Source organism: Streptomyces sp. R41 (genome assembly GCF_041053055.1).
Classification (GTDB): domain Bacteria; phylum Actinomycetota; class Actinomycetes; order Streptomycetales; family Streptomycetaceae; genus Streptomyces.
On record NZ_CP163443.1, the window covers coordinates 1,715,825 to 1,742,008 of the forward strand.

Genomic DNA, 26,184 nt, shown 5'->3' on the forward strand with positions numbered 1-26,184 from the left:
TGACTTCAGACAGCCCCACACCGCACTCGGAATTCTTCCCCATGGCACAACGACATGCCGGTTAACGTCAACACCATCTGTGGTCAACGTAGTTACAGCTCATACGGTTCGTGGTGGGCGAGGCGGCGAGCGTCATGTCGAACTCTGGCGGCGTGGCCTCGGTGAGAAGCCGCTTGGGGCACTGTGGATGTCGGATGCCTTGCCACGGACTGATGCCGCCCACTTTTCCTAGCTGCTCGCCCAGGCTCTGGAGTGGAAGCTGAACCACGCCACGAGAGGAATCCACAGCTGGAAGCCCCTGTGTCTGCGGCCACCCAAGGCTGCGAGCTGCTGCATCCACGCCCCCGAACGGTGACACCACATCACGGTCGTTCATGGCCAGAGCAACCGGAGCCGCTCAGGTTCACAAGCAGGTAATCATTCACCGTCGACGTCACCTGATGGCGTTCGGTGAGAGGCGGGCCAGGCCCTCTGAGAGCGCCGCTCGCGAGCGGGTGGCGCTCAACAGTGGTCGGCGCTTGGGATGTGGCAGGCATGGTGCGTGGCGGCAGTGGCCTGTGGAGTGGCCGTCCAGGACTCCTCCGCCTCGCGTCCTTCGTTCCGATGACGGTTCAGGAGGCGTGGGCCGGCGCCGTGGCGGAGCGGTACCGGCTGGGCCGGATCAGGACCAGCAAGACCGCGGTCAGCGCGATGGACATCGCGGTGACGATGCGGATCCCAGCGGTGACGTCATCGACGATCAGGGCTGGGACGGCGGACAGGGCCGAGATCACGCGGGTGACGGCGGTGATGGTGAAGCCGGTGCGGTTGCCCCTCCAGGCGAGGACCGCCGCGGCGAGGGTGACGACGCCGAGGACCGTCGTGGCGATGGCGACGCCCCTGGGCGGGTGCTCGCCGTCGGTGATCAGGACGCTGAGTACGTCGCTCAGGCCGAGCAGGATCGCGAGGACCAGGCCGGTCCTGATGGTTTTCATGAGGTGCTCCCTTCGAGGTCGGTGCCGGTGGCCGTGCTGGTGACCGAGCGCCCGTATCCCGGGCGTGCCGAGTGGTCGTTGCCGTGTGCAGCCCAGCTGTAGAGGTGCAGTTCGAGGCCGTCGGGATCGTTGAACACCAGCAGCCAGCCGATGGACGCCTCGATAAGGGGCGAATGCGCCACGCCCTGCGCGTCGAGGTGCGCGGCCCAGGCCTCCACGTCGGCCCGCCCCTGCACGGCAAAGCTGACGGGGTCGAAGCCCTGGCAGCCGCGCGCCGCCTGCGGGTTCTCGCGGAACGCGACGAGGACAGGGCCCAGCCCCGGCATCTCGCCTGCCGCGCCCCGTTCGACTCCGTCGGCGTCGGGGAACTTCAGCGTGACCTTGAGGCCGAAGACGCGGCCGTACCAGTCCAGCGAGCGGGAGAGGTCGGTGACGGGGATCTTCACATGGTGGATCCCTGCAAGCTCAGGCATGGTGCGACCCTTCCATTTTCACCGCAGCTCTACTGCGGCTAATTGGCCTTAGAATGCTCCTCATGACCGACCCCGTCAAGCACACGAGGCAGTACCGATCGACGAAGCGGGCCGCCTCGGCGGCACAGACCCGCGCCCGCATCCGAGCCGCGGCCGCCAAGCTGTTCGCCGAGCAGGGCTACGCCGCCACGAAGATGAAGGAGGTGGCGGCACTGGCAGGGGTCGGCGAGCGCACCCTCTACGACGCCTTCCCCACGAAGGCGGCGCTGTTCGGCCACACCCTCGGGGTCGCGACCGTGGGCGACGAGGAGCCGGTGCCCGTATCGGACCGACCGGAGATACAAGCGGTTCGCAAGCAACCCGACCCTCGAGCGGCCATCACCGACACCGTCGCCTACGTCACTGAACTGCTGGAACGCGCCGGAGATCTGATTATGGTCAGCGTCGAGGCGGCCGGAGCGGACCCGGACATGCGCGCAGCCGCCGACGCCGGCGCGCAGGCAACCCACAAGGTCTACCTGGCACTCACCACAGCCCTTCAACAACAGGGCACCCTGCGACCAGGCCTCGACGCGGCCACGGCGGCCGACATCTTCTACGCCCTGGGCTCCCCGCACATGCACCAACTGCTGCGCCGCCACCGACGCTGGCCGGCCAAGAACTACCGCGCCTGGCTGGAGCGCGTTCTGATCAGCGAGCTGCTGGGCTGACACACGCCGCGAAATCGTCGCGCCGCGGTCGACGGCGTACCGGCAGCACGAAAAGAGTTGCCGGAACCCTGCGACGCGCGCTTGAAGAAACCGCGTGCGCTCCGCGGGGCCGTGAATCCCGGAGCGTTGGGCGACAGCAAGAGGGCAATGTACGGACGAGCTTCCTTCGATCTCCTTCGGAACCGCATTCTCATCAAGCCGTAGTCTTCCGGCGTGCGCTAACTGGCAGAACCATTCATCCTCGGTGCCCTCAAGCGGGGTCGTTCCGTCGAGCAGTTCCTCGGACCGTCCGGAAGCTCCGAGCGGCTCGGAATCCACTGGCTCGAGATACGGCCGGCACAAGGGACCTGCGAGGTCTATCTGCACGCCGCTCTCGACTGCGAACCCCTGACTGGCGACCTGGATTCGCTGCCACCGCTGTTCGACGGCGAGGAAGAGGACTTCGGCCTCGTTCTGGCAATCACGAACGATCCGCTTGCCGCCCTGGACGCTGCCGAGACCCGGACCGGAGCTGTGCGCGAACGCTGGGTAAACCAGTCCATGGCAGGTGACGAGTACGTCGACTACGTACTGGCCGGCCGCCCCGCCACGGCACCTGACGGCCGACCGTGGCCCACTCCGCAGCCATCCTGATCAACGGCTTCACGAAACTCCGGTCAGAGCCTTGAAATTCCCCACCCGTGCTCGGGTCATTCCCCACATCGCCGCCGCCCGACGCGCCGCAGCCCCCGAGCCAGCCGTCTGACCGGGCCCAGGAAAGATCGCCCCCGGCTCCTCCCCCGAGGAAGCGCTGCCACTCCAGCCCCGCGGAGCTCACTCATGTCCGAAGGAGGCATCCGGAGTACCACCAAGCTCACGAAAACTCGGACACAGCAGGTAGGGAGCACCGATACAAGGGCCACATGCTTGCCACCGATCAACAGAGATTGCGCCACGCTGCGCCATCAGGTTGATCTCTACCGGCCAGCAGCAGCAACCTGGTCCGGCGGTCATCCCCGCCTGCGCGAGAACGACCCCGACGCACCACCCTGACGGATCGTCAGAAAAGTCGGCAAAGGGGCAGCATCAGTCCGAACAGACACGGTTCCACCCGACCACACCTGCACATAAACTGACACCCCACCGCATGCCCGCTGACCTGCTAGAACGCGGCGGTTGAGCCGATCCGCCAGAGTGAGGAGCGACCCCATGTTCTACTACGTCCTCAAATACGTCCTTCTCGGGCCGCTGCTGAGGCTTGTCTTCCGGCCCCGGATCGAGGGCCTTGAGAACATCCCGCCGTCGGGCCCCGCCATCGTCGCCGGCAACCATCTGTCGTTCTCTGACCACTTCCTGATGCCCGCGATCCTCAAGCGGCGGATCACCTTCCTCGCGAAGGCCGAGTACTTCACCGGCCCCGGTATCAAGGGCCGGCTGACGGCCGCCTTCTTCCGCAGCGCCGGGCAGATCCCGGTGGACCGCTCCGGCAAGGAGGCGGGCCAGGCCGCGATCCGCGAAGGACTCGGCGTGCTGCGCAAGAACGAACTGCTCGGCATCTATCCGGAGGGCACCCGCTCGCACGACGGCCGCCTGTACAAGGGCAAGGTCGGCGTCGCGGTGATGGCCCTCAAGGCCCAAGTCCCCGTGATTCCCTGCGCGATGATCGGCACCTTCGAGGCCCAGCCCCCGGGCAAGGTCATCCCGAACATCCATCCCGTCGTGATCCGCTTCGGCAAGCCCCTCGACTTCTCCCGCTACGCCGGGATGGAGAACGAGAAGGCCGTCCTGCGTGCCATCACCGACGAGATCATGTACGCCATCCTCACCCTCTCCGAGCAGGAGTACGTCGACCGGTACGCGGCCGTCGTCAAGGCCGAGGAAGCCGCCGAGAGCGCGGCGAAGGCCCGCTCGTTCCCGCGGATGCCGCTGAGCTGACCCGCGGGCCCGGCGAATCTGCCGAGGGCTAAATCCACTGGGAGACCATGCGCTCGCCGCCGTACGGTCCCGTCATGAGACGAGCTGTGGTGATCGGGGCGACGGGACAGATCGGGCGGGCGGCCGTGGGTGCGCTCGTGCGGGACGGCTGGGACGTGACGGCCGCGTCACGTGGCGGGGGCCGGGACGAGACCTGGCCCAAGGACGTACGGAGCGCACGACTCGACCGCGAGGACGACGCGGCGCCGGCCTCGGTGATCGGCGACGGCTGCGACGTGGTCGTCGACATCGTCGCCTACGGAGCGGGGCACGCACGGCAGTTGACGGGCCTGGCCGATCGCGTCGGCTCGGCCGTGGTGATCTCCAGCGTGTCGGTGTACGAGGACGACAGCGGGCGCGGCTTCGACACGCAGTCGCAGCCGGACGGCTTCCCGGAGTATCCGGTGCCGATCCCGGAGAGTCAGCGCACCGTGCGGCCCGGTGACGACACGTACAGCAGCCGGAAGGTCGCCCTGGAACGCGAACTCCTCGCCTTGGGCGGCCAGTTGCCGACGACCCTGCTGCGCGCGGGTGCCATCCACGGCCCGTACTGCCGTTCGCCCCGCGAGCTGTATTTCGTCAAGCGCAACCTCGACGGCCGGCGCAGGCGGATCCTCCCCTTCGGCGGCAGGAGCCGCTTTCATCCGGCGAGCGTCCACAACCTCGCCGAGCTGGTCCGCCTGGCGGCCGCGCGGCCGGGATCGCGCGTCCTGAACGCCTGTGACCCCGATGCGCCCACGGTGGCGGAGATCGGCGCGGCGATCGACGGTGTGATGGGCGTGGAGAGCGAGAACATCCTGGTGGAGGGCCCCCCTCCTGCCCCCACGGTGGGCGACACGCCCTGGTCGGTTCCGCATCCCGTGATCTGCGACATGACCGCGGCCGAAAGGGAGTTGGGATACCGCCCGGTGGTCCGGTACGCCGAGACACTCCCGGAGACGGTCGCCTCGATCGAACGTCAACTCGCCGGGCGGGACTGGCGCGTGGCGTATCCCGCGATGCTCCGGGCGTACGGGGATCTCTTCGACTACGCGGCGGAGGACGCCTGGCTGACGACATGAGGGAGGGGCGGCCGGAACTCCGGCCGCCCCTCCGTCACTTGATGACGACTACGGCGTCGGCGTGGCGTGCGGCGTGCACGTCACGTCGCTGCTGTCCGTCTTACCGGTCAGCAGGTAGGCGTCCACCCGGGAGTTGATGCACGGGTTGACCAGTCCGGTCACGCCGTGCGAGCCCGCGTCCTTCTCGGTGATCAGGCGGGAGCCCTTGAAGCGCTTGTGCAGTTCGACGGCGCCGGGGTACGGAGTGGCGGCGTCACGCGTGGACTGCACGATCAGGACGGCCGGCAGCCCCTTGCCCGTCTTCACATCCACCGGGGTCTGCTGCTTGACCGGCCAGGTGGCGCACGGCAGGTTCATCCACGCGTTGGCCCACGTCATGAACGGGTAGTCCTTGTTGAGCCGCGTGTTGTCCCGGTCCCACCTCTTCCAGCTGGTGGGCCACTTGGCGTCCGTGCACTCGACGGCCGTGTAGACGGCGTTGCCGTTCTCCGAGGCGATGTTGCCCGCGGTGTCCGACAGGTCGGGCGCGGCGGCGTCGACGAGCGCCTGGGTGTCACCGGCGACGTACTTGCTGAACACCGTCGCGACCGGCACCCACGAGGAGTCGTAGTACGGGGCGCTCTGGAAGAAGGAGATGAGCTCGGCGGGGCCGACGACGCCACCCAGCGGGCTCTGCTTCGCCGTGGCGCGCAGCTTCAGCCACTGGTCCTGCACCTTGGCACGGGTGTCGCCGAGGTGGAAGGTGGCGTCGTTCTTGGCGACCCAGTCCTCCCAGTCCTTCCAGCGGCCCTCGAAGGCGATGTCCTGCTCCAGGTTGGCCTGGTACCAGATGTTCTCGCGCGACGGGTTGACGACACTGTCGACGACCATGCGCCGGACGTGGCCCGGGAAGAGCGTGCCGTAGACGGCGCCGAGGTACGTACCGTACGAGACGCCCAGGTAATTGAGCTTCTTCTCCCCGAGTGCGGCCCGGATGACGTCCAGGTCGCGTGCGGTGTTCGGCGTGGTCATCTGCGGCAGCATGTCGCCGCTGCGCTCGGCACAGCCGTCCGCGTACTCGGCGGCCAGCTTGCGCTGGGCGAGCTTGTCGGCCTCCGTGTCCGGGACCGGGTCGGCCTTGGGCGCCTTCACGAACTCCTGCGGGTCGATGCAGGAGATGGGCGCCGAGTGGCCCACACCGCGCGGGTCGAAGCCCACGAAGTCGTACGCCTTGGCGGTGTTCGCCCAGATGGCGTTCTTGGTGGTCACGCGGCGCGGGAAGCGCATGCCCGAACCACCGGGGCCGCCCGGGTTGTAGACGAGAGCGCCCTGGCGCTCCTCCTTGGTGCCCGTGTTCCCGATGCGGTCCACGGCCAGCTTGATCTGCTTGCCGTTCGGGTGGGCGTAGTCGAGCGGCACGCTGACCCAGCCGCACTGGATCGGCTTCTCGAAGCCCCAGTCCGCGGGGCAGTCCTGCCAGTCGATCCCGGCCTTGGCGGCCCGCTCCGCGGCGATGGCCGCTCCGCGCTGCTCCCGGCTCTGACCGTGGCGTGAGTCGGCGGTGGCCGACGGGGCCGCCACGGCTCCGGCTATCAGGGTCGCCGTGACAAGCGCTCCGGCCGAACCGAACGCTGTCACCCGTCTCGACGGTCTCATGGACCTCAAGTGGGACCTCCCCGTACCTCGTTGCGATTGGTACGGGGATCCTTTCGGCTATGAGGTCCCTGAGAACAGATGTGACCGGCCTTCTTTACTAATCCGATAGCCGGTATCCGCTGTTCCGTTGAGCGGAGAGGCCGTCTTTCAGCCGAACATCCGCAGCGTCTCGTCCAACACGCGCCGCAGCCGCAGCCCGTCGGGCGCGAGCACGGTCACCAGCACGGCCGGCCCGACGAGCGGCGTGAGCGCCGCATACTCCCCCAGCAGACGCGCCCTCGCCGGCTCCTTCTCGAACTCCGGCCGCACGACGACGAGTTGCCCCAGAGCCCGATGCCCCGCGAGGACGGCGGGCCCGTCCCACCCACCGGGCGCACCAGGCCCGCACGCCAACTCCTGGTCCAGCAACGGCCGTCCACCGAGCCGCACGGTAAGACGGCTGGTGAGCCGCCCGGGTTCCTCACCCACCCGGCCGAGTACCTGCTCCTCCCGGAAGACGAGCCGAGCACCCTCGTCGAGGTCAATGCGCGAGGAGACGTACAGTTCGCTACCGCCCGCGGAGATCAACTGCTCGGGCAGCCAGCACAGTTCTCCCCCGTCGGCGACGTGGAGCCGCACATCGTAGTGCGCCTCCCCCTTGTTCTGCCCCGGCAGCGCGATGGTGGCGGCGGCCGACCCGACGTGCAGCCGCGCCCCCTGCCCCACCTCCGCCTCGACGGTGAAGTGATCACCGCCGAGCGGACCGCTCATCGCGCCGACGAGCATGACGCGCGCCTCGCAGCCGCCGGCCCGGGTACGGCGCAGGGCGAGCGGCCCGTCCCCCTCCAGCACGGGCAGCGAGGTCCCACCCCGCCCGTCGTCCCGAGCCGAGATCCGCGCGGTGGCCCGCACTCCCGCAGTCGTCATACGGTCCACGCGGCGAGCCGCTCCCGCACCCACTCGGCGACGTCCGTGACCCCGGCCTCGGTCCGGAGCGACTGGAAGACGACCGGCAGCTCGGAACGCTGCGCCTTCGCATCGGCCGCCATACGCCCCAGATCGGAGCCGACGTACGGCGCGAGGTCGGTCTTGTTGACGACGAGCAGATCGGCGGTCGTGACACCGGGCCCGCCCTTGCGCGGAATGTCGTCCCCGCCCGCCACATCGATGACGAAGATCTGCGCGTCGACCAGCCCCTTGGAGAACGTCGCCGTGAGGTTGTCGCCCCCGGACTCCACCAGAATCAGATCCAGCGGCCCCACCTCGTCCTCCAGATCCTCGACCGCTTCGAGGTTGGCGGAGATGTCGTCCCGGATGGCGGTGTGCGGGCAGGCCCCCGTCTCGACAGCGGTAATCCGCTCGGGCGGCAGCACGGCCTCCCGCAGCAGGAACTCGGCGTCTTCCCGCGTGTAGATGTCGTTGGTGACGACCGCCAGGGACAACTCGTCACGCAGCGCCTTGCAGAGCGCGGCGACGGTGGCCGTCTTCCCGGAGCCCACGGGTCCGCCGAGCCCAATACGAAGAGCACGACGCGCGCCGTCGGCACGATGGGCATCGGCACTGACGGCGGAGGCACCGCCGTGGGAGTGATCGTGGTCGAGGTGCATGATTACGGCTCCATTTTCCGGCCGGGGGTCAAGTATTCAGCCCGTCCGGCGTTTGAGGACGCGGCCGTCAAGGCCGATACGGGGGGTCTGGGGGCGGAGCCCCAGGGGACGGGAATGGGTTGGGGCGGCGGGGGCGGCAAACTCCCTACGACGCGAACAGCCGTACAGGCCAAGCCGCATGCGCCTCCGCACTGATCTCCAGCAACGGAGCGGAAGCAGCGGGCAGCGCATCGACCCCGTCGTCGACCACTCTGCGAGCGGCGTCGGCCGCGGCCTGGGCCACCAGATCCAACTCCGGCGCGAGCCGGGCGAGAACCGCGGTCGCGTCGAAGGGGTCCAGACTCAGCAACCGCACCGTCGCCGTAGCCGGCCCACTGACCGCCTCGTAGGCCGAGCAGTACGCGGCATCTTCCGCCCCGAGCCCAGCGGACCGAGCAGCCACCCCCAGCACTACCGGCTGATGCGCCCCCTTGGGAAACTCCCGAGCCACCGCATCGAGTTCCGCCGAAGGCCACGCCGCCCGAGCCGCCCGCATCAACTGCCGTCCGAGCCTGCGCGCGGCGACCCGCAACGCGGGCGACGGCGTACGGGCGTCCGCGGCGGCGTCCAACGCCGCCGGATCGACGCCGAGCGCGCCCGCCGCGGCGAGCGAGGCCGACACGAGCCCGGCCGTGTGCAACCGCCCCCGGCAGAACTCCTCCAGACTCGCCGCCCCGGTGATCCGTCCGGCCTTGACGGCCGCCTCCGCCCCGCCGGAGTGGGCATGCCCCCCGGCGGGAAAGCGGCCGTCGGCCAGGACGAGCAGTGCTGCGCGGGACATCAGAAGAGGAAGTAGCGCTGGGCCATGGGCAGTTCGGCGGCCGGAGTCGCCTCGACGAGCTCCCCGTCGATGTGCACGGCGAAGCTGTCGGGGTCGATCCGCACGCGCGGCCGCGCGTCGTTCTCGCGCATGTCGGCCTTGGTCACTCCACGCGTCGACTCGATGGCGACGAACCGCTTCCCGAGCGAGAGCCGTTCCGGCAGCCCGTCCTCGATGGCGAGCGGCGCCACGAAGTTGAACGAGTTCGAGGCCGGGGCCCGCCCGATGGCCCCGTACATCGGGCGGGGCAGAATCGGCTGCGGCGTCGGAATCGACGCGTTGGCGTCGCCCATCTGCGCGTACGCGATCTGCCCGCCCTTGATGACGAGATGCGGCTTGACCCCGAAGAACGCGGGCTCCCACAGCACGAGGTCGGCGAGCTTGCCCTTCTCGACCGAACCGACCTCGCGGGCGAGTCCCTGCGCGAGCGCCGGGTTGATCGTGTACTTGGCGACATAGCGACGTACGCGATGGTTGTCCGCGCGCCCGTCGCCGGGCAGAGCCCCCCGCCGCCGCTTCATCACATGGGCCGTCTGCCAGGTCCGCATGATGACCTCGCCGACGCGGCCCATGGCCTGGGCGTCGGACGAGATGATCGAGATGGCGCCGAGGTCGTGCAGGATGTCCTCGGCCCCGATCGTGGAGGGCCGGATCCGGGACTCCGCGAAGGCCAGGTCCTCCGGGACGGCCGGGTTCAGGTGGTGGCACACCATCAGCATGTCGAGGTGTTCCTCGGCCGTGTTGACGGTGTAGGGCCGGGTCGGATTGGTGGAGCTGGGCAGCACGTGCGGCTCGGAGACCACGGTCATGATGTCCGGCGCGTGCCCGCCGCCCGCACCCTCGGTGTGGTACGCGTGGATGCCGCGCCCGCCGATCGCGGCGAGCGTGTCACCGACGAAGCCGGCCTCGTTGAGGGTGTCGGTGTGGATGGCGACCTGAATGCCCGTACGGTCGGCCACGGTGAGCGCGGCGTCGATCGCCGCGGGCGTCGAGCCCCAGTCCTCATGGATCTTCAGGCCGAGCGCGCCGCCCCGGATCTGCGAGTACATCGCCTCGTGCGAGACCGTGTTGCCCTTGCCGAGCAGACCGAAGTTGAGGGGGTACTCCTCCATCGCCTCCAGCATCCGGGCCAGGTGCCAGGGGCCGGGCGTGACGGTGGTCGCCTTGGAGCCCTCGGCGGGACCCGTGCCGCCGCCGACCAGCGTCGTGATCCCGGCGGCGAGCGCCTCGTCCGCTATCTGCGGACAGATCAGATGCACGTGCGCGTCGATGGCGCCCGCGGTCAGGATCCGCCCGTTGCCCGCGATGATCTCCGTCTCCGGACCGATCACCAGGTCGGGGTGCACACCGTCCATGGTGTCCGGGTTGCCCGCCTTGCCGATGCCGGTGATCCGGCCGTCGCGGATGCCGACGTCGGCCTTGACGATTCCCCAGTGGTCGATGATCACGACACCCGTGATGACCGTGTCCGGGGTGCCGTCTGCGCGCGTAGCGCGCGCCTGACCCATGGATTCGCGGATGACCTTGCCACCGCCGAACACCGCCTCGTCACCGGCGAGTCCGGGGCCGCCGCTGCGATCCTCCTCGATCTCGACGAGCAGATCGGTGTCGGCGAGCCGGATGCGGTCGCCGGTGGTGGGTCCGAACAGATCGGCGTACGCGGCACGCGAGATCTCAGGCATCGAGGGCACCTCCAATCTCACCGCGCAGTCCGGGAACCACACGGGCGCCGGCGAGCGGAACGAGTTCGACGTCGACGGGGATCCCCGGCTCGAAGCGCACGGCGGTGCCGGCGGCGACGTTGAGCCGCTTGCCGCGCGCGGCGGCGCGGTCGAAGTCCAGACCGGGGTTGGCCTCGGCGAAGTGGTAGTGGGAGCCGACCTGGACGGGCCGGTCGGCGGCATTGAGGACGGTCAGCCGGGTGACCTCTCGGCCTTCGTTGAAGGCGACGGGTCCGTCGGCGAACAGGATCTCTCCGGGAATCATGGCTCTCGCTCCCCCGTCAGACGATCGGGTCGTGGACGGTGACGAGCTTGGTGCCGTCCGGGAAGGTCGCCTCGACCTGGACGTCGTGGATCATCTCGGGGATGCCCGCCATGACGTCGTCCCGGGTGAGGATCTTGCGTCCGGAGGACATCAGTTCGGCGACGGTACGGCCGTCACGCGCGCCTTCGAGGATGTGCGACGTGATGAGGGCGACGGCCTCGGGGTGGTTGAGCTTCAGCCCGCGGGCCCGCCGCTTCTCGGCCACGTCGGCGGCCACATGAATGAGCAGCCTCTCCTGCTCGTGCGGGGTCAGTTGCACGGCGTCCCACCTCACATCCTCGCTCCGGACCGTGCGGGGCCCGGTGGCCGCAGCCACCAAAACCCCTGGTGGCATGGATGCGCACGGTAGTTGGCCGGAGTTTCAAGGACGTTAACCAGCCTGTGCTCCCTTCACGGCCGGGCGGCGGACTCCCGCATGCTCATCAGGGCCCGCAGACCGTCCCGGAGGATCTCCGGCGAGGCGGCGCCGAAGACGGCCATCTGCGCCGCGAACCCCTGCGCGAGCGCGATCATCGTGCGCGCCATGGCGTCGGCGTCGGCCTCCTCGGGCATCAGCCCCGCGGCCTTGTAGCTCTCGACGAGCTTCGCCCAGGCGGCGCGTACCTTGTCGTATCCCGCAGTGATCAGGACCGACAATTCGTCGTTGCGCAGGGTCTCGGTCCACACCTGGATCATCAGCCGCGGGAACACCCAATCGCCGTTGTCCAGCTTGCCCGGCTTCACCTCCTGTATCTGCGTCATGACCCTCGGGATCAGCACGTCCGGCAGCGGCGGCGGGCTCTCCTGGGCCGCACGCTCGTAGGTGACACGCACGGTCTCCAGCACCTCGGCGACGATCGCGCCGATCAGCTCCTCCTTGCCGCTGAAGTAGCGGTAGACGGCCCCCGCGGAGAGGTCGACCTCCTTGAGCACGTCCTGCATCGACGTGGCGTGGAAGCCATTGCGGGCGAAGCAGAGGGCCGCGCCGTTGAGGATCTGGCGGCGACGGGCGTCGAGGTGTTCCTGGGATACGCGGGCCATGACAGCAAACGTAAAACGAACATTCCTTCTTGACAAGGCGGCATGGCGGCAGGACAGTGAGGGCCGATCGCAAAACGAACGATCCTTCTTTTTAGACTCGACAGATCGACAGATCGACAGATCGAGGCATCGAAGCGAGGAGATCATGTCCGCCACGTCCGCTACGCCCGCCGCCACCGCAGCACCCCCACTGCCGCACGGCCGCCGCATGGTCGCCGTGATCGTGCTCGTCCCAACCCTGGTGGCACTGGCGCTCTGGGCCTTCGCATGGCCCGCCGCCCGCACGGCACCCCGTGATCTTCCGCTCGGTGTGGCGGGCCCCGCCACCGCGACCGCACAGATGCAGAAGCAACTGTCGCAGCACCAGGGCGCCTTCGAGATCCATCGCTACGCCGACGAGGCCGCCGCCCGGGACGCCATCGAGGACCGGACCGTATACGGCGCGGTCGTCGTCACCGCGCAGGGACCCAAGCTGCTGACCGCCACCGCCGCGAGCCCGCTCGTCGCCCAGCTGCTCCAACAGGCGGTGGCCCGGCAAGCCCCCGAGGGCACCAAGGTGACGACCATCGATGTCGTGCCCGCCCCCGCGAAGGATCCGCGCGGCGCGGCCCTGGGCGCGAGCGTGCTGCCGCTCGCGCTGGTCGGCATCGCCGCAGGATCCGTCGTGACCCTGCTCGGACTGCGCGGCGCACGCGCCGTCGCCGCACTGGTCGGCGCCGCGGCTCTGGTCGGCGTGGTCGCGGCCGCGCTCGCACACAGCTGGCTGGGGGTCTTCACCGGCAACTGGTGGGCGGAAGCCGCCGCGCTCGGGCTGTCGACCCTGGCCGTGGGCGCCGCTGTCGCCGGGCTCGGGGCGCTGATCGGCCCTCCCGGCATCGGGCTCGGCGCGTTCGTGGTCATGCTGCTGGGCAACCCGTTCTCCGCGGCGTCCTCGCCTCCGCAGATGCTGCCCGAGCCTGTCGGGACGATCGGCCAGTGGCTGCCGCCGGGCGCGGGCGCGTCACTGATGCGCTCGGTGTCGTTCTTCGACGGCGCCGCCGCGACCGGACCGGCGCTGACCCTGACCTGGTGGGCCGTGCTCGGCCTGGGCGCGGTCCTGCTGGGCAACACGCTCAAGCGAGACCGGACGACGACGGAGGCGGTCGCCGAGCGGAAGCCCGCCCTGGTGAGCTGACCGCCTGAGCCGACCGCCCACGGAACGGACCGTGCGCCCCCGCAGTAGCGGACGGGGGCGCACGGTCTCTTTGCTTCTGCGGTTCGGAGCTTCTGGGGTTTCGACTCTCTGCAATTCCGGCCTCTGCGGTTCCGGGTCTCTCCGCTTCTCAGTCTCTACGTCTCTGGTGAACCGCCTTGCGCCTACGAGGCGCTGGGCCCCCGGTGCTCCGCGGCGATGCCGAACCGCTGTCGCTCGCGCGGCGCAGACGCGACCTCGCGGACGCTGGAGAGGGAGCTGATCACCTGCTCGTCCGCGGGGTCCTGGAGTTCTTCGAGGCGCTCCAGGTCGGCGGCGGAGACCAGGGCGACGAGGGGCTTCCCGTGCCGCGTCACGACGACGCGCTCACCGCCGTACACCACGCGGTTGATCAGATCGGCGAGCTCAGCCCTGGCTTGCGTCACCGGAATCTCGTAGGCCATGCCGTCCAGCTTAGACCGGCCACCGGCACCCCCCGCAGAGCGGACGATCTCGTTCGGATCCGCCGCATCTCACCCCGCGGGGCATTTCGCTGTCAGCGAGGGCACCCCTACAGAGAGCGTACGTCCTGTACATTTTTTACAGATGTCGATCAGAGGAGGCACGCGCCATGGACAGCCCGTCCGCCCGCTATGTCCTGCCCGAGTTCACCGAACGGACCAGTGCGGGGCACCGGACCCTGGATCCGTACTCGAAGCTGCTCGACGAGCGGATCGTGTTCCTCGGGACGCCGATCGACGACACCTCGGCGAACGACGTGATGGCACAGTTCATGCACCTCGAGTACCTGGCCCCCGACCAGGACATCTCCCTGTACATCAACTCTCCCGGCGGCTCGTTCAGCGCGATGTCGGCGGTCTACGACACGATGCAGTTCGTCACCTGCGACGTGGAGACGGTCTGCCTGGGGCAGGCGGCGTCGGCCGCAGCCGTGCTGCTGGCCGGCGGTACGCCGGGCAAGCGGTTCGCGCTGCCGGGCGCCCGCGTGCTCATCCACCAGCCGTCGACACCCGAACCGATCCAGGGGCAGGCGAGCGATCTCGCCATCCAGGCCGAGGAGTTGATGCGCACCCGGAAGCTGCTGGAGGAGATGCTCGTACGGCACACGGGGCAGAGTCCGGAGCAAGTCGCCGCGGACATCGAGCGGGACAAGATCCTGGACGCGCCGGCGGCGGTGGCGTACGGACTGGTCGACCGGATCATCCCGAGCCGCAAGGCCTCCCGCACCGCGCCCGGCGCCAGGTGATCGCCGGATGATCCCCGACCTGCCCCCACTGCCCGCGCTGACGCGCGCCGAGGCCGAGTTGATCGACCGCTATCTCGACGTGGTCGATCTGCTCGGCCGCATCAACCCGGCCCGCCCCGGGGACACCTACCGCGGCCTGAGGGCCGCTCAGGCACTGGTCGGCAAGGCGACGGCGCTGCGTGACGCCCTCGCGCTGATGCACCAGCGGGGCGAGAGCGAGGTGCACGCCCCGACCCTGGCACAGGCCCTGCGCGTCCTCGACGGCGAGCGGCGGGCGGCGCGCGTCACCCTGCCCCCCGACTCCGGCAGTTGACGCAGGGACACCCGGGCCGCGGCACGCGTCGAGCCGGCGAACGTCCGGCCCGGGTTTCAAACGGACCAAATGGCGTACCCCCTGATGGAGTAGACGCGGGTCCTTTCAAGAACGCGCAAAAGTTGCGCAATGCGCGTAGCACAGAGGCGAAATGAAGTCCTCCGTTGCAGGTACGGGCATGGTCGACTTCCTCAACACCCCCTCGAACTGAGGGGTGTCCACCCGAACGGGTGAGTGGTGACTAACACCACAAACCGCCGATTCCGCTCGGATTTTCCGACACTCATGCGTGAAGATCCCTTCCGACGACAAGCCCCCGCCGCAGCGGCGGGGCGGTCCGGGCGGACGCCGAGTCCTGCCGCCGCCCGGATGTCCGGTCGACAGAAGTGGATCGGCAGGAGTGGAGGACCCAGCACGACGGGCCGCCGGAGAGATCCGGGCGGTCCTTGGGGTGAAGCCGCATACGCGGCCGGGCTACTTCGCCAGCCCGAATCCGACAGGTCATCCTTCACAGGCGGCTGACGAAGGGTTGCGCATGACTGCGCTCAATCGTGTCCCGTCGCTGTGGACCAGGGCCGGTACGGCCTCGGCTCTCACCATCGCCGCCGTGGGCGGCAGCCTCGTGGTCCCAGGCGTCGCATCCGACGCCGAGGCGGCCACGCCTGCGACGAAGGCACTTCAGATCGCGGCCTCCAAGAAGGGCTCCCCGTACAAGTGGGGCGCCGCGGGGCCGCGCCGCTTCGACTGCTCCGGGCTCACGCTCTACTCGTACAAGAAGGCGGGCAAGAAGCTGCCTCGTACGGCCGCGGCGCAGTACAACAAGACGCATCACATCTCCGCCTCGCACCGCAAGGCCGGAGACCTCGTGTTCTTCCACTCGGGCCGGAACGTGTACCACGTCGGCATCTACGCCGGGAAGGGAAAGATCTGGCACTCCCCGAAGACCGGGGAGGTCGTGAAGCTCCAGAAGATCTGGACGAAGAGCGTCTGGTACGGCCGGGTCAGCTGACCTGCCCGAGGGGGTGACGGCGCACGCCGCCGTCACCCCCTCCGGGCGTGAAAGCGGGCGGAACCGGTTACTCGTGCACCATGGCCGAGCAACCTCACCCCGCGGCACGTCACGAGACGCGCCTCGAACGCGCAGACCGCAATTTCGCGGAACTGCTCCAAGAGCTGCGCGTCACCCAGACCGGGGTGCAGATCCTCTTCGCCTTCCTGCTGACCCTGGCCTTCACACAGCGCTTCCCGTCCCTCGACACCGTGCAGCGCGCCACCTACGTCACCACACTGCTGCTCTCGATGCTGGCCGCCGCCCTGTTCACGGCCCCCGCCGCCCTGCATCGGGCGCTGTTCCAGCAAAACGTGAAGCCCGTCATCGTGCGGGTCTCCTCCCGGCTGGCCCACATCGGCCTGTACGTGCTGATGCTGGCGTTCACCGGATCGGTGCTCCTCGTCGTGGACGTGACGCTGGGTCGCGGCGCCGGCATCGCCGCGGGCGCGGGCACGCTGGCCGTCTGTCTGGGGCTGTGGGGCCTGCTCCCCCGGCTCGTGCAGCGTGGTGTCAGCCCCTCAGAGGCTCCAGCAGAAGCACCAGACCGAGAGTCGTGAGCGCGGTGCCGGTGACCGCCTCGACGGCCCGGGCGGCACGCGGCCTGCGCAGCCACCGGCCGAGCCGGTCCACCAACAGCGCCACCGCGGGGAACCACAGCAGCGCGAGGACGACCACGATCAGCGCCAGCAGCAGGGTCCGGGGCATCGCCGGACTGCCCGCCGGCACGAACTGCGGCAGCAGGCTGAGGAAGGTGATCGGCGCCTTGGGATTGAGCGCGTTGGTCACGAAGCCCTGCCGCAGCGGGCGCGCATCGGACCCCGCCTCCTCGGCCACCGCCTCGCGCGGCCGTCCCAGCGACCGCAGCGTCCGTACGCCGAGATACAGCACATAGGCGCCGCCGAGCAGTTGCAGCGCCCGGAACAGCGCGGGTACGGCGGTGAGGACCGCGGCGACCCCGGCGACGGCGAGCGCCGTGTGCAGGAGCAGCCCACCGGTGATCCCCAGCGCGCACGCGACTCCGGACCGGCGTGAGACCAGGGCGTTGCGTACGACGACGGTGAAGTCCGCTCCCGGCATGGCGACCATGCCGGCTGCGACCCCCGTGAAGGCGATGAGCTGTGCGTCCATGAGCACCAGAGTGCCTCCGCCGGGCCTTCAGCAGGTATGTCGAATATCCTGGGTGAGCCTTAAGCAATCGTTTATACCCGGGTCAGCCCAGAGCCTGGGGAGCCCCGGGCAGCAGGAGGGGCACGATGTACGACCCGACGCGGCTCGCGGCGCTGGTGGCGGTCGCCGAGGCGGGGTCGATCACCAGGGCCGCCGAGCGCCTCGGCTACACCCCGCCCGCGCTCTCCCAGCAGCTGGCGAAGCTGGAGCGGGAGGCGGGCGCGACCCTGCTGGTGCGGTCGCATCGCGGGGCGCGGCTGACGGCGGCGGGCGAGCTGCTCGTGGCGCGGGCCCGCCGGATTCTCGACGAGATGGAGCGGGCCCGCCACGAACTGGCGCGCCTGTCAGGCCTGTCGGGCGGCACGCTGCGGCTCGGCACCTTCCAGACGGCGGGCATCCATCTGCTGCCGCCGGTGCTCAGCGCCTTTCGCCGGGCACATCCCGACGTGGAGCTCGCGGTGGCCGACTACGAGCCGCCCGAAGGTGTTTCGGCTGTCGCGGCGGGTGAGGTGGACCTGGCCCTGACGCACACCTACGAGCCCTCGACCCCCGTACCGCTGCCTTCGTCCGTGCGCGCGGAGCCGGTCCTGGTCGAGGAGTTGGTGCTGGTGACCGCTCCCGGGCATGTCCTCGCGGGCGGCTCGGCGCGGCTGCCGCTGACCGAGCTCGCCGGGCAGCCGCTGATCAGCATGGCCCCGGACCTTCCGGCCCGGCAGGGCGTGGAGGCCGCGCTCGCCCGGGCCGGGGCCACCCCCGCCGTGCTGGTCGAGACACCGGGGTACGCCCTGGTGTGCGCGCTGGTCAGCGCCGGGCTCGGGGTCGCGGTCGTACCGGAGATGGTGGCCACGACCGCGGCCACACCGGTGGGGACGAGGCTGCTGGAACCGGGAGATCTGCGCCGTACGATCTCGGTCGTCCACCGGACCGACGAGGCGGCACCCGCGGCCGATGCCTTCCGTGCCCTGCTGCGCGGTGCTTTCGGACGGGCCGGGCAATACCGGCACGACACCGGGCAGCACAGACACGACAACTGAGCCGCTCCTCAAGGCTCTTGAGGTCCCCCGGCCGCCACCGGCTGGACCGGTGCCGTCCACGGCAGTTCGATGGAGACGGTCTTGCCGCCCTCCCGGGTCGGCCGGACGGTGAGTCTGCCGCCGCACTCGGCGGTCAGCCAGCGGATGATCACCATGCCGCGGCCGTTGTCCTGTTGGACGGCTGCGGGCAGCCGTTTCGGAAAGCGCGGGTGGCTGTCGGTGACGCCGAGGCGCAGGTGTTCGTCTCGGTCGAGCCGGACGTCCACCGTGAAGGTGGGCGACTGCCCGAAAGTGTGCTGGACGGCGTTGGTGGCTAGTTCGGACACGATCAGGCGTACGGTGTCCGCGACTTCGGAGTCGCACGGCAGGCCCCATTCGGCCAGCACGTCGGCGACGAATTTCCGGGCCGCGGAGACCGAGGCGGGATCGCTCGGCAGAGTGACGGATGCTTCCTGGTGATCTGCCATGGCGACGTCGTCCCTTTCCCACGGGACCGGAGTCCGACACGGAGCGGATGGTTCGAGTACGGTCCCGGACTGGTGCTTCGCGCCAGACTGCCATCACCGGGCCGGTCACGGGTGCGATCCACCAAGATATGCATATATCTGTCGCTCGAAGCGGTGAACTCTGCGACGGCAGACCGTATTTGGGCGGCTCGGAAGGAGTAAGGAGTACGGCCATGCAGCACGGTCCCGCGGTGCGCCGCCGCAAGCTCGGTGCCGAACTGCGCGCGCTGCGCGCCGATGCGGGCCTCACGAGTGGTGAGGCGGCCCGCCTCCTGGGCTGGCATCAGTCGAAGGTGAGCCGGATCGAGACCGGCACCAGCGGGGTGAAGCCGGCGGACGTAAGCCGGCTGCTGGACGCGTACGCCGTCGAGGACCCCGAATTACGAGACCTCCTGGTCGTGTTGGCGGGCTCCGAGGGCAACGGACGGCACCACTGGTGGCACGCCTATCGCGGGGTGCTGCCGCCGACATACCGCGACTTCATCAGCCTGGAGTCGCAGGCCAGTGGGATGCGCACGTTGGAGACCTCCGTCGTGCCCGGGCTGCTGCAGACGCCCGAGTACGCCCGTGCGGTGACGCAGGCCGCCGTGGACGGACTGGAGGACGGCAAGCTCGACGCGCTCGTCGAGGTGCGCCTCGCCCGCCAGGACGTGCTGCGTTCGAATCCGCCGCTGGAACTGAGCGCGGTCCTGGACGAAGCGGTGTTACGAAGGGAGGTCGGCGGACCGGAGGTCATGGCACGCCAGCTGGAGCGGTTGCGGGAGGCCGCCACGCTGCCTCAAGTGCGGCTTCAGGTACTGCCGTTCGCCGCCGGAGCACACATCGGGGTCACCGGGCCTTTCGTTATCTTCTCATTTCCGAACACAACTGATCTGGATGTGGTTGTTCTCGACCACTTGACGAGTAGCCTCTACCTCGAACGGAAAGAAGACCTTCAGGCCTACAGCGAGGCCTTCAACGCCCTTCAGATCCACGCCCTTTCGCCCGAGGACTCGTTGGATTACATCGCCGTGATTGGTGACGGCGCGTAAGGAGGCACCATGTCTGCACTGCCTCGGTACGTACCTTCCAGTACTTCACTGCACGACGTGCGATGGCTGCGCAGCAGCCGCAGTACGGGAATGAACAACTGCGTGGAGACGGCACGCCCCGGACCGGGCCCCTGGTCGGGACTGGTGGCCGTGCGCGATTCCAAGAACACGGCAGGTCCCGCCCTGCTCTTCCCTCCTGCCGCCTGGGAGGGGTTCATCGCCGGACTGAGCTGACCGCCACCCCATTCACCGCTTCTGGCTGATCACGCGCACGGCGTGCTCGATCTGCTCCTCGGTGAGGTCCGCGCGGGCCGTCAGCCGCAGCCGTGAGATGCCGTCGGGCACGGACGGGGGCCGGAAGCAGCCGACGGCGAGTCCCGCCTCACGGCAGTCGGCCGCCCACCGCACGGCCCGTTCGGGGGACGACGCACGCACGGAGACGACAGCGGCGTCCGGTCGTACCGCTTCCAGACCCTCGGCCGTCAGACGGGTGTGCAACGCCGTCGCCACCGCGCGCGCCCGAGCGGCACGCTCCGGCTCGCGGCGCAGCAGCCTGAGCGCCGCGAGGGCCGCGCCCGCCGCCGCGGGCGCGAGACCGGTGTCGAAGATGAAGGTGCGCGCCGCGTTGACCAGGTGGTCGATGACCGGGGCGGGGCCGAGGACGGCGCCGCCCTGGCTGCCGAACGACTTGGAGAGCGTGACGGTCACGACGACGTCCGGATCGCCCGCGAGCCCCGCCGCGTGCGGCGCGCCCCTGCCACCGTCGCCCAGCACACCCAGCCCGTGCGCGTCGTCGACGATCAGTCCGGCCCCGTACTCCCGGCAGGCGAGGGCGAGTTCGGACAGCGGCGCCGCGTCCCCGTCCACCGAGAAGACCGTGTCGCAGACGGCGACGGCGGGGCCCTCGTGGGTGCCGAGCGCCTTGCGCACGGCGTCGGGGTCGGCGTGCGCGACGACCTGCGTGGTGCCGCGGGCCAGCCGACAGCCGTCGATCAGCGAGGCGTGGTTGCCCGCGTCCGAGACGACGAGCGAGCCGTGCGGCGCGAGCGCGGTGACGGCGGCGAGATTGGCCGCGTATCCGGAGGAGAAGACGAGCGCGGACTCGAAGCCGCAGAAGTCGGCCAGCTCGCGTTCGAGCTCGCCGTGCAGTTCGGTGGTGCCCGTGACGAGCCGGGAGCCGGTGGCGCCGCCGCCCCACCTGCGCGCGGCCTGTGCCGCGCCCTCGGTGACCTCCGGATGGCGGGCGAGACCGAGGTAGTCGTTACTCGCGAGATCGAGGAGCGGCGAGTCGGCGGGGCGCGGGCGCAGGGTGCGTACGAGTCCGGCCCGGCGGCGCGCCTCGGCCTGCTCGTCGATCCAGCCGAACGCCATGTGTCCTCCGGGCCTTGGTGGTGGGTGTTTTGTAGGCAGTGCACAGACCCTAGCGGCCGGTCCGGCAGCCCATGATGTGGCAATACCCACACGTCGAACCGTCTCTGTTGTGCAAACTCTCCTTGGCCGAGAGCGGTCGCATAGGCCAGGATCGGATCTCATGGACCTGCTGAACACGCTGGTGGACAAGGGGCTTCGGCGCGAGCTGCCGACCCGGGACGAAGCTCTGGCCGTGCTGGCCACCTCCGACGACGATGTGCTCGACGTGGTGGCCGCGGCCGGCAAGGTACGCCGGCAGTGGTTCGGCCGACGGGTGAAACTGAACTATCTCGTCAACCTCAAGTCGGGCCTGTGCCCCGAGGACTGCTCGTACTGCTCGCAGCGGCTCGGCTCCAAGGCCGACATCCTGAAGTACACCTGGCTCAAGCCCGACGAGGCCTCGCAGGCCGCGGCGGCCGGGCTCGCCGGGGGCGCCAAGCGGGTCTGTCTGGTGGCCAGCGGGCGCGGTCCGACGGACCGTGACGTGGACCGGGTCTCCGACACCATCAAGGCGATCAAGGACCGACACGAGAACGTCGAGGTGTGCGCGTGCCTCGGCCTGCTCTCCGACGGCCAGGCCGAGCGGCTGCGCGAGGCGGGCGCGGACGCGTACAACCACAACCTGAACACGTCCGAGGGGACGTACGGGGACATCACGACCACGCACACGTACGCCGACCGGGTGGACACGGTCGAGAAGGCGCACGCGGCGGGGCTGTCCGCCTGCTCGGGTCTTATCGCCGGCATGGGCGAGTCCGACGAGGACCTCGTCGACGTCGTCTACGCCCTGCGCGAGCTCGACCCGGACTCCATTCCGGTGAACTTCCTGATCCCCTTCGAGGGCACCCCGCTCGCCAAGGAGTGGAACCTCACCCCGCAGCGCTGTCTGCGGATCCTGGCGATGGTCCGCTTCGTCTGCCCCGATGCCGAGGTCCGCATCGCGGGCGGCCGCGAGGTCCATCTGCGCACGATGCAGCCGCTGGCCCTGCACCTGGCCAACTCGATCTTCCTCGGCGACTACCTCACCAGCGAGGGCCAGGCCGGCAAGGCCGACCTGGACATGATCGCGGACGCCGGCTTCGAGGTGGAGGGCGCGGGCGAGGTGACGCTGCCGGAGCACCGGGTTTCGGCGGGTGGCGGGTGCGGGTCACACGCGGAGGCCGGATGCGGATCGCACGCGGAAGCCGGGTGCGGCTCGCACGAGAGTGCCGGGTGCGGGTCCCACGAGGGGGGCGCGGTGTGCGGCTCCGCTTCAGTCGCTCCCGCGGCCTCCGCGGAGAAGCCCGCTGACGCCCGTACGGATCTCGTCGCCGTACGCCGCCGAGGTGCCGGAACGGATCTCGCGCCCAATGCCTGACCTGTCCGTGGAGGAACTGCTCGACCTCGACCGGCGGCACGTCTGGCATCCGTACGGGCCGATGCCCGGCCGCCAGGAGCCGCTGGTCGTGGAGTCGGCGAGCGGGGTTCGTCTGAACCTGCGCACGGCCGATGGAACCGACGCCGAAGTCATCGACGGCATGTCGTCCTGGTGGTCGGCCATCCACGGCTACAACCACCCGGTCCTCAATGACGCGGTGCGCGACCAGTTGGAGCGCATGAGCCACGTCATGTTCGGCGGGCTCACCCATGAGCCCGCCGTTCGGCTGGCGAAGCGCCTTGTCGACATCTCGCCGGAGGGCCTGGAGCACGTCTTCCTCGCCGACTCCGGTTCGGTCTCGGTCGAGGTCGCCGTCAAGATGTGCCTCCAGCACTGGCGCTCGCTCGGCCGCCCCGGCAAGCAGCGGCTGCTGACCTGGCGCGGCGGCTACCACGGGGACACCTGGCAGCCGATGTCGGTGTGCGACCCCGAGGGCGGGATGCACGAGCTGTGGCAGGGCGTGCTCCAGCGCCAGGTGTTCGCCGATCCGCCGCCGGTCGCCTACGAGGAGGCGTACGCCGATCAGCTGCGCGAGCTGATCGAGCGGCACGCCGACGAGCTGGCCGCGGTGATCGTGGAGCCGGTGGTGCAGGGCGCGGGCGGGATGCGGTTCCACTCCCCCGCGTACCTGCGCGTGCTGCGGGAGGCCTGCGACGCGCACGACGTGCTGCTCGTGTTCGACGAGATCGCGACCGGCTTCGGCCGTACGGGCGCACTGTTCGCGGCGGAACACGCGGGCGTCACGCCGGACGTGATGTGCGTCGGCAAGGCGCTGACCGGCGGCTATATGACGATGGCGGCGACGCTGTGCACCTCGCGCGTGGCCGACGGCATCTCGCGGGGTGAGGTCCCGGTGCTCGCGCACGGGCCGACCTTCATGGGCAATCCGCTGGCCGCCGCCGTGGCGTGCGCCTCGATCGACCTGCTGCTCGGGCAGGACTGGCAGACCGAGGTCAAGCGCATCGAGTCGGGGCTGCGGGAGGGACTGGCTCCGGCATCGGAACTTCCCGGGGTTCGTGACGTACGTGTCCTGGGTGCCATCGGCGTCGTCCAGCTCGACCACGAGGTGGACATCAAGGCGGCGACGGCGGCCGCCGTGCGCGAGGGCGTGTGGCTGCGGCCGTTCCGCGACCTCGTCTACACGATGCCGCCGTACGTCACGAGCGACGGCGACGTGGCACGGATCGCGAGCGCGGTGTGCGCGGCGGCGCGGGAGGGATGACATGCCGGTACTGGTGATCACGGGCACGGGCACGGAGGTCGGCAAGACGGTCACGACGGCCGCCGTCGCCGCGGTGGCCGTCGCGGCCGGACGCTCGGTGGCCGTGCTCAAGCCCGCGCAGACCGGTGTACGTCCGGACGAGCGAGGCGACGCCGACGAGGTGGCCCGGCTCGCGGGCACCGTCACCACGCTCGAACTCGCCCGGTATCCCGAGCCGTTGGCGCCCGCTACAGCTGCCCGGCGGGCGGGTCTGCCTGCCGTGCGTCCGCGTGAGGTGGCAGAGGCCGCGGCCAAGCTGGCCACCGAGCACGACCTGGTGCTGGTCGAAGGGGCGGGCGGCCTGCTCGTACGGTTCGACGACGAGGGCGGCACCTTGGCGGACGCGGCGCACCTCCTCGACGCACCGGTACTGGTGGTCGCCTCGGCAGGGCTCGGCACGCTCAACACGACGGAACTGACGGCTCAGGAACTACTGCGCCGGGGGCTGGACTTCGCCGGTGTGGTCATCGGCAGCTGGCCCGACGACGCGGACCTGGCGTCCCGTTGCAACCTCGCGGACCTGCCGACCGTGTCCGGCGCACCACTGCTCGGTGCGGTGCCGGCGGGCGCCGGGGCACACACCCCCGACGAGTTCCGTGCGAGTGCGTCAAGTTGGCTGGCTCCCCGACTGGGCGGAAGCTGGGACGCGAACGCCTTCGCGTCGGCCTACGCCTGGTGAAGACGCCGGGAGCTCCCCCCGTCAGGGGCGCGGGGAACTGTGCGACCAGCCACGGACAACCGGCGGCCGACGACCCGCACCACAACGCTCACCCCTTCCCTCGCACACCGGCATGAACAACGCCTACGGCGTCTACGAACAGGTGCGCGACTTCATCGCCTGCCACTGACGCGCAACGCGTGTGTCGGACGTCCTGGGGGGACAATCACGGTAAGGAACGTCCTCCCGGGAGGTCCGTCATGCCGCTCAGGTCAGCCGACTCCGGCAAGGTGACACGGGACCCCGTGCACCATCCGCTGTTCGCCCGCTACTACGCCCGGATCAGCGTGACCGCCGAGACGCGGTTGGGCATGGGCGGGGTGCGCGAGCGGCTGCTCGACGGGCTGTCCGGGCGGGTCATCGAGATCGGCGCGGGCAACGGTCTGAACTTCGCGCACTATCCGAGCACCGTCTCGGAGGTCGTCGCCATCGAACCCGAGCGACTGCTACGGCAGTTGGCCGTGGAGGCCGCCCTTCGCTCCGACGTGCCCGTCGACGTGGTGCCGGGCGCGGCGGAGGCTCTGCCGGTCAAGAGCGAGGCGTTCGACGCGGCCGTGGTCTCACTGGTGCTGTGCAGCGTGCGCGATGTGCCGCGTGCCCTCGCCGAACTGCGGCGCGTGCTGCGTCCCGGCGGCACCCTGCGGTTCTTCGAGCACGGCAAGGGCGGCGGGCGCGCGATGGCGTACACCCAGCGCGGCCTGGACCGTACGGTGTGGCCGCGGCTGAACGGCGGCTGCCATCTGGCCCGCGACCCGATCGCGGCGCTGCGCGACGCCGGGTTCGAACTCGGCCCCTACCGGCGGATGTTGATGCCCGAGAAGGGGCCGCGGCTGCCCACCTCGTACTGCGTGCTGGGCACGGCGTGGCGCCCGGCCTCATAGGCTCCATTGGCGCAGTTGCTGCGCGATGTCGTGCACGGTCGCGTCGCCGCCCTTCACCAGGCGGGCCAGTTCGCGCACCTGCTCGGGAGAGGTGACGACCTTCAAGCCGCTGGCGACGAGATAGGCGTACGCGACGGCCGAGGCGAACATCGCGTTGGAGCGCTCGAGCGCCGGTACGTGCAGCAGGAGCTGGAGCAGCGCGGCGGCGCGGGCGTGCGGGCTGTCGTAGACGGGAATGCCGAATATCTCGGCCTCGTGCCGGCTGACGGCGGCGACGAGGGCTCCCCAGTCCGTGACCTGGGGATCTCCGGGCGTCTTCTGTTCGGCGATCATGAGGAGCCAGGCAAGGTCGACTCTGAGACTGCTCAAGGGATCAACGACGACCTTCGCGTGTGCCTTCGCGCTCCGCGCCGAATTCCTCGGCGAAGACGGACTCGTACTGCTTCATGAAATCGGCGGCGGCCTCCACGAACGTGTGGCCCACCTCTCCGGTGTCCTGTCTGACCAGCTCTTCGATATAGCGGTTCACGCTCATCCCACGCTCCAGGGCTCGCTCGCGGGCGGCGCGGGCCGTGCCCTCGTCCACCCGTACGTTCAGCTGAGTCTTCGCCATGCTTCGAAGCTAGCGCCGAATTGCTAG

31 protein-coding genes and 1 riboswitch are annotated in these 26,184 nt (G+C 69.9%); of the genes, 15 read left to right on the top strand and 16 right to left on the bottom strand.

Annotation, left to right across the window (positions count from 1 at the left end; translation table 11 throughout):
• Nucleotides 1–611: 611 nt before the first annotated feature.
• A complete protein-coding gene (locus tag AB5J53_RS08100) occupies nt 612–974 on the bottom strand; it encodes a hypothetical protein (RefSeq protein ID WP_369244928.1) in 363 nt (120 codons plus the stop codon).
• Nucleotides 971–1,447 (bottom strand): VOC family protein, encoded by a 477-nt coding sequence (locus tag AB5J53_RS08105; RefSeq protein WP_369244929.1) that lies wholly within the window; start codon nt 1,445–1,447, stop codon nt 971–973. The genes AB5J53_RS08100 and AB5J53_RS08105 overlap by 4 nt, the downstream gene beginning before the upstream one ends.
• Nucleotides 1,448–1,509: 62 nt before the next feature.
• Here AB5J53_RS08105 and AB5J53_RS08110 point away from each other — a divergent pair, with 62 nt between their 5' ends.
• The 3 genes from AB5J53_RS08110 (at nt 1,510) to AB5J53_RS08120 (ending at nt 5,171) form a co-directional block, all read left to right on the top strand.
• Nucleotides 1,510–2,157: a TetR/AcrR family transcriptional regulator gene (locus tag AB5J53_RS08110; protein WP_369244930.1), complete on the top strand. Its 648-nt coding sequence runs from the start codon at nt 1,510–1,512 to the stop codon at nt 2,155–2,157.
• Nucleotides 2,158–3,345: 1,188 nt separating this feature from the next.
• Nucleotides 3,346–4,071, top strand: a complete 726-nt coding sequence (locus AB5J53_RS08115; protein ID WP_369244931.1) for a lysophospholipid acyltransferase family protein — start codon at nt 3,346–3,348, stop codon at nt 4,069–4,071.
• 86 nt (nt 4,072–4,157) lie between these two features.
• Nucleotides 4,158–5,171 carry an NAD-dependent epimerase/dehydratase family protein gene (locus tag AB5J53_RS08120; RefSeq protein WP_369252112.1) on the top strand — a complete coding sequence of 338 codons (1,014 nt, stop codon included), beginning with the start codon at nt 4,158–4,160 and terminating at the stop codon, nt 5,169–5,171.
• A gap of 48 nt (nt 5,172–5,219) precedes the next feature.
• On the opposite strand, the gene AB5J53_RS08125 is transcribed toward AB5J53_RS08120, so the two are convergent.
• The 8 genes from AB5J53_RS08125 to AB5J53_RS08160 all read right to left on the bottom strand — a co-directional run bounded on the left by AB5J53_RS08125 (nt 5,220) and on the right by AB5J53_RS08160 (nt 12,317).
• Nucleotides 5,220–6,815 carry an alpha/beta hydrolase gene (locus AB5J53_RS08125; RefSeq protein WP_369244932.1) on the bottom strand — a complete coding sequence of 532 codons (1,596 nt, stop codon included), beginning with the start codon at nt 6,813–6,815 and terminating at the stop codon, nt 5,220–5,222.
• Nucleotides 6,816–6,953: 138 nt separating this feature from the next.
• On the bottom strand, nt 6,954–7,712 hold the full coding sequence (locus AB5J53_RS08130) for an urease accessory protein UreD (protein ID WP_369244933.1): 759 nt from the start codon (nt 7,710–7,712) through the stop codon (nt 6,954–6,956).
• Entirely contained in the window at nt 7,709–8,392 is a 684-nt protein-coding gene (ureG, locus tag AB5J53_RS08135) for an urease accessory protein UreG (RefSeq protein WP_369244934.1), read from the bottom strand. Before ureG ends, AB5J53_RS08130 begins: the two co-directional genes overlap by 4 nt.
• Before the next feature lie 145 nt (nt 8,393–8,537).
• Nucleotides 8,538–9,212, bottom strand: coding sequence for an urease accessory protein UreF (locus AB5J53_RS08140; RefSeq protein ID WP_369244935.1), 675 nt, complete (start codon nt 9,210–9,212; stop codon nt 8,538–8,540).
• Nucleotides 9,212–10,933, bottom strand: a complete 1,722-nt coding sequence (locus AB5J53_RS08145) for an urease subunit alpha (RefSeq protein WP_369244936.1) — start codon at nt 10,931–10,933, stop codon at nt 9,212–9,214. Before AB5J53_RS08145 ends, AB5J53_RS08140 begins: the two co-directional genes overlap by 1 nt.
• On the bottom strand, nt 10,926–11,237 hold the full coding sequence (locus tag AB5J53_RS08150; RefSeq protein WP_369244937.1) for an urease subunit beta: 312 nt from the start codon (nt 11,235–11,237) through the stop codon (nt 10,926–10,928). Before AB5J53_RS08150 ends, AB5J53_RS08145 begins: the two co-directional genes overlap by 8 nt.
• A gap of 16 nt (nt 11,238–11,253) precedes the next feature.
• On the bottom strand, nt 11,254–11,556 hold the full coding sequence (locus tag AB5J53_RS08155; protein WP_369244938.1) for an urease subunit gamma: 303 nt from the start codon (nt 11,554–11,556) through the stop codon (nt 11,254–11,256).
• A 131-nt stretch (nt 11,557–11,687) separates the two neighbouring features.
• Entirely contained in the window at nt 11,688–12,317 is a 630-nt protein-coding gene (locus AB5J53_RS08160) for a TetR/AcrR family transcriptional regulator (protein WP_369244939.1), read from the bottom strand.
• 145 nt (nt 12,318–12,462) lie between these two features.
• Between AB5J53_RS08160 and AB5J53_RS08165 the strand changes: the two genes are divergently transcribed.
• Nucleotides 12,463–13,491: an ABC transporter permease gene (locus AB5J53_RS08165; protein ID WP_369244940.1), complete on the top strand. Its 1,029-nt coding sequence runs from the start codon at nt 12,463–12,465 to the stop codon at nt 13,489–13,491.
• A 182-nt stretch (nt 13,492–13,673) separates the two neighbouring features.
• On the opposite strand, the gene AB5J53_RS08170 is transcribed toward AB5J53_RS08165, so the two are convergent.
• Entirely contained in the window at nt 13,674–13,952 is a 279-nt protein-coding gene (locus AB5J53_RS08170) for a type II toxin-antitoxin system Phd/YefM family antitoxin (RefSeq protein ID WP_028800395.1), read from the bottom strand.
• 167 nt (nt 13,953–14,119) lie between these two features.
• Here AB5J53_RS08170 and AB5J53_RS08175 point away from each other — a divergent pair, with 167 nt between their 5' ends.
• The 4 genes from AB5J53_RS08175 to AB5J53_RS08190 all read left to right on the top strand — a co-directional run bounded on the left by AB5J53_RS08175 (nt 14,120) and on the right by AB5J53_RS08190 (nt 16,676).
• On the top strand, nt 14,120–14,755 hold the full coding sequence (locus AB5J53_RS08175) for an ATP-dependent Clp protease proteolytic subunit (protein WP_369244941.1): 636 nt from the start codon (nt 14,120–14,122) through the stop codon (nt 14,753–14,755).
• Nucleotides 14,756–14,762: 7 nt separating this feature from the next.
• Nucleotides 14,763–15,068, top strand: a complete 306-nt coding sequence (locus tag AB5J53_RS08180; RefSeq protein WP_369244942.1) for a hypothetical protein — start codon at nt 14,763–14,765, stop codon at nt 15,066–15,068.
• Between the two features lie 346 nt (nt 15,069–15,414).
• Nucleotides 15,415–15,600: riboswitch (cyclic di-AMP (ydaO/yuaA leader) on the top strand.
• 3 nt (nt 15,601–15,603) lie between these two features.
• Nucleotides 15,604–16,077 carry a C40 family peptidase gene (locus AB5J53_RS08185; RefSeq protein WP_369244943.1) on the top strand — a complete coding sequence of 158 codons (474 nt, stop codon included), beginning with the start codon at nt 15,604–15,606 and terminating at the stop codon, nt 16,075–16,077.
• A gap of 80 nt (nt 16,078–16,157) precedes the next feature.
• Nucleotides 16,158–16,676: a DUF6328 family protein gene (locus AB5J53_RS08190; RefSeq protein ID WP_369244944.1), complete on the top strand. Its 519-nt coding sequence runs from the start codon at nt 16,158–16,160 to the stop codon at nt 16,674–16,676.
• Here the strand turns inward: AB5J53_RS08190 and AB5J53_RS08195 are convergent.
• Entirely contained in the window at nt 16,630–17,247 is a 618-nt protein-coding gene (locus tag AB5J53_RS08195; RefSeq protein WP_369244945.1) for a LysE family translocator, read from the bottom strand. The genes AB5J53_RS08190 and AB5J53_RS08195 overlap by 47 nt on opposite strands.
• A gap of 125 nt (nt 17,248–17,372) precedes the next feature.
• Here AB5J53_RS08195 and AB5J53_RS08200 point away from each other — a divergent pair, with 125 nt between their 5' ends.
• Entirely contained in the window at nt 17,373–18,320 is a 948-nt protein-coding gene (locus AB5J53_RS08200) for a LysR family transcriptional regulator (protein ID WP_369244946.1), read from the top strand.
• A gap of 8 nt (nt 18,321–18,328) precedes the next feature.
• Here the strand turns inward: AB5J53_RS08200 and AB5J53_RS08205 are convergent, their stop codons facing one another.
• Nucleotides 18,329–18,787, bottom strand: coding sequence for an ATP-binding protein (locus AB5J53_RS08205; RefSeq protein ID WP_369244947.1), 459 nt, complete (start codon nt 18,785–18,787; stop codon nt 18,329–18,331).
• A 212-nt stretch (nt 18,788–18,999) separates the two neighbouring features.
• Between AB5J53_RS08205 and AB5J53_RS08210 the strand changes: the two genes are divergently transcribed.
• Both AB5J53_RS08210 and AB5J53_RS08215 read left to right on the top strand, forming a co-directional pair.
• On the top strand, nt 19,000–19,857 hold the full coding sequence (locus AB5J53_RS08210; protein ID WP_369244948.1) for a helix-turn-helix domain-containing protein: 858 nt from the start codon (nt 19,000–19,002) through the stop codon (nt 19,855–19,857).
• A 9-nt stretch (nt 19,858–19,866) separates the two neighbouring features.
• Entirely contained in the window at nt 19,867–20,091 is a 225-nt protein-coding gene (locus AB5J53_RS08215; RefSeq protein WP_369244949.1) for a DUF397 domain-containing protein, read from the top strand.
• A gap of 12 nt (nt 20,092–20,103) precedes the next feature.
• Here AB5J53_RS08215 and AB5J53_RS08220 read toward each other — a convergent pair whose 3' ends face one another.
• The gene (locus AB5J53_RS08220; RefSeq protein WP_369244950.1) at nt 20,104–21,228 is read right to left on the bottom strand and encodes an 8-amino-7-oxononanoate synthase; all 1,125 of its coding nucleotides are present in this window, start codon (nt 21,226–21,228) and stop codon (nt 20,104–20,106) included.
• 160 nt (nt 21,229–21,388) lie between these two features.
• Between AB5J53_RS08220 and bioB the strand changes: the two genes are divergently transcribed.
• The 4 genes from bioB to AB5J53_RS08240 all read left to right on the top strand — a co-directional run bounded on the left by bioB (nt 21,389) and on the right by AB5J53_RS08240 (nt 25,544).
• Nucleotides 21,389–22,624, top strand: a complete 1,236-nt coding sequence (gene bioB, locus AB5J53_RS08225; protein WP_369244951.1) for a biotin synthase BioB — start codon at nt 21,389–21,391, stop codon at nt 22,622–22,624.
• Nucleotides 22,617–23,906, top strand: a complete 1,290-nt coding sequence (locus AB5J53_RS08230; RefSeq protein WP_369244952.1) for an adenosylmethionine--8-amino-7-oxononanoate transaminase — start codon at nt 22,617–22,619, stop codon at nt 23,904–23,906. Before bioB ends, AB5J53_RS08230 begins: the two co-directional genes overlap by 8 nt.
• 1 nt (nt 23,907) lies before the next feature.
• Nucleotides 23,908–24,624 carry a dethiobiotin synthase gene (bioD, locus tag AB5J53_RS08235; RefSeq protein WP_369244953.1) on the top strand — a complete coding sequence of 239 codons (717 nt, stop codon included), beginning with the start codon at nt 23,908–23,910 and terminating at the stop codon, nt 24,622–24,624.
• A 239-nt stretch (nt 24,625–24,863) separates the two neighbouring features.
• On the top strand, nt 24,864–25,544 hold the full coding sequence (locus AB5J53_RS08240; RefSeq protein ID WP_369244954.1) for a class I SAM-dependent methyltransferase: 681 nt from the start codon (nt 24,864–24,866) through the stop codon (nt 25,542–25,544).
• Here the strand turns inward: AB5J53_RS08240 and AB5J53_RS08245 are convergent.
• Both AB5J53_RS08245 and AB5J53_RS08250 read right to left on the bottom strand, forming a co-directional pair.
• The gene (locus tag AB5J53_RS08245) at nt 25,539–25,913 is read right to left on the bottom strand and encodes a fic family toxin-antitoxin system, toxin component (protein ID WP_369244955.1); all 375 of its coding nucleotides are present in this window, start codon (nt 25,911–25,913) and stop codon (nt 25,539–25,541) included. The two genes, AB5J53_RS08240 and AB5J53_RS08245, sit on opposite strands and share 6 nt — an antisense overlap.
• A 4-nt stretch (nt 25,914–25,917) precedes the next feature.
• Nucleotides 25,918–26,157, bottom strand: coding sequence for a toxin-antitoxin system HicB family antitoxin (locus AB5J53_RS08250; RefSeq protein WP_369244956.1), 240 nt, complete (start codon nt 26,155–26,157; stop codon nt 25,918–25,920).
• Between the last annotated feature and the right edge of the window lie 27 nt (nt 26,158–26,184).

Excerpts from the sequence above, each read along its gene's own strand:
- AB5J53_RS08100 (WP_369244928.1), bottom strand. The coding sequence starts at position 974 with ATGAAAACCATCAGGACCGGCCTGGTCCTCGCGATCCTGCTCGGCCTG.
- AB5J53_RS08105 (WP_369244929.1), bottom strand. The coding sequence starts at position 1,447 with ATGCCTGAGCTTGCAGGGATCCACCATGTGAAGATCCCCGTCACCGAC.
- AB5J53_RS08110 (WP_369244930.1), top strand. The coding sequence starts at position 1,510 with ATGACCGACCCCGTCAAGCACACGAGGCAGTACCGATCGACGAAGCGG.
- AB5J53_RS08115 (WP_369244931.1), top strand. The coding sequence starts at position 3,346 with ATGTTCTACTACGTCCTCAAATACGTCCTTCTCGGGCCGCTGCTGAGG.
- AB5J53_RS08130 (WP_369244933.1), bottom strand. The coding sequence starts at position 7,712 with ATGACGACTGCGGGAGTGCGGGCCACCGCGCGGATCTCGGCTCGGGAC.
- ureG (WP_369244934.1), bottom strand. The coding sequence starts at position 8,392 with ATGCACCTCGACCACGATCACTCCCACGGCGGTGCCTCCGCCGTCAGT.
- AB5J53_RS08140 (WP_369244935.1), bottom strand. The coding sequence starts at position 9,212 with ATGTCCCGCGCAGCACTGCTCGTCCTGGCCGACGGCCGCTTTCCCGCC.
- AB5J53_RS08145 (WP_369244936.1), bottom strand. The coding sequence starts at position 10,933 with ATGCCTGAGATCTCGCGTGCCGCGTACGCCGATCTGTTCGGACCCACC.
- AB5J53_RS08150 (WP_369244937.1), bottom strand. The coding sequence starts at position 11,237 with ATGATTCCCGGAGAGATCCTGTTCGCCGACGGACCCGTCGCCTTCAAC.
- AB5J53_RS08160 (WP_369244939.1), bottom strand. The coding sequence starts at position 12,317 with ATGGCCCGCGTATCCCAGGAACACCTCGACGCCCGTCGCCGCCAGATC.
- AB5J53_RS08165 (WP_369244940.1), top strand. The coding sequence starts at position 12,463 with ATGTCCGCCACGTCCGCTACGCCCGCCGCCACCGCAGCACCCCCACTG.
- AB5J53_RS08170 (WP_028800395.1), bottom strand. The coding sequence starts at position 13,952 with ATGGCCTACGAGATTCCGGTGACGCAAGCCAGGGCTGAGCTCGCCGAT.
- AB5J53_RS08175 (WP_369244941.1), top strand. The coding sequence starts at position 14,120 with ATGGACAGCCCGTCCGCCCGCTATGTCCTGCCCGAGTTCACCGAACGG.
- AB5J53_RS08180 (WP_369244942.1), top strand. The coding sequence starts at position 14,763 with ATGATCCCCGACCTGCCCCCACTGCCCGCGCTGACGCGCGCCGAGGCC.
- AB5J53_RS08185 (WP_369244943.1), top strand. The coding sequence starts at position 15,604 with ATGACTGCGCTCAATCGTGTCCCGTCGCTGTGGACCAGGGCCGGTACG.
- AB5J53_RS08190 (WP_369244944.1), top strand. The coding sequence starts at position 16,158 with ATGGCCGAGCAACCTCACCCCGCGGCACGTCACGAGACGCGCCTCGAA.
- AB5J53_RS08195 (WP_369244945.1), bottom strand. The coding sequence starts at position 17,247 with ATGGACGCACAGCTCATCGCCTTCACGGGGGTCGCAGCCGGCATGGTC.
- AB5J53_RS08200 (WP_369244946.1), top strand. The coding sequence starts at position 17,373 with ATGTACGACCCGACGCGGCTCGCGGCGCTGGTGGCGGTCGCCGAGGCG.
- AB5J53_RS08205 (WP_369244947.1), bottom strand. The coding sequence starts at position 18,787 with ATGGCAGATCACCAGGAAGCATCCGTCACTCTGCCGAGCGATCCCGCC.
- AB5J53_RS08210 (WP_369244948.1), top strand. The coding sequence starts at position 19,000 with ATGCAGCACGGTCCCGCGGTGCGCCGCCGCAAGCTCGGTGCCGAACTG.
- AB5J53_RS08215 (WP_369244949.1), top strand. The coding sequence starts at position 19,867 with ATGTCTGCACTGCCTCGGTACGTACCTTCCAGTACTTCACTGCACGAC.
- AB5J53_RS08220 (WP_369244950.1), bottom strand. The coding sequence starts at position 21,228 with ATGGCGTTCGGCTGGATCGACGAGCAGGCCGAGGCGCGCCGCCGGGCC.
- bioB (WP_369244951.1), top strand. The coding sequence starts at position 21,389 with ATGGACCTGCTGAACACGCTGGTGGACAAGGGGCTTCGGCGCGAGCTG.
- AB5J53_RS08230 (WP_369244952.1), top strand. The coding sequence starts at position 22,617 with ATGCCTGACCTGTCCGTGGAGGAACTGCTCGACCTCGACCGGCGGCAC.
- bioD (WP_369244953.1), top strand. The coding sequence starts at position 23,908 with ATGCCGGTACTGGTGATCACGGGCACGGGCACGGAGGTCGGCAAGACG.
- AB5J53_RS08240 (WP_369244954.1), top strand. The coding sequence starts at position 24,864 with ATGCCGCTCAGGTCAGCCGACTCCGGCAAGGTGACACGGGACCCCGTG.
- AB5J53_RS08250 (WP_369244956.1), bottom strand. The coding sequence starts at position 26,157 with ATGGCGAAGACTCAGCTGAACGTACGGGTGGACGAGGGCACGGCCCGC.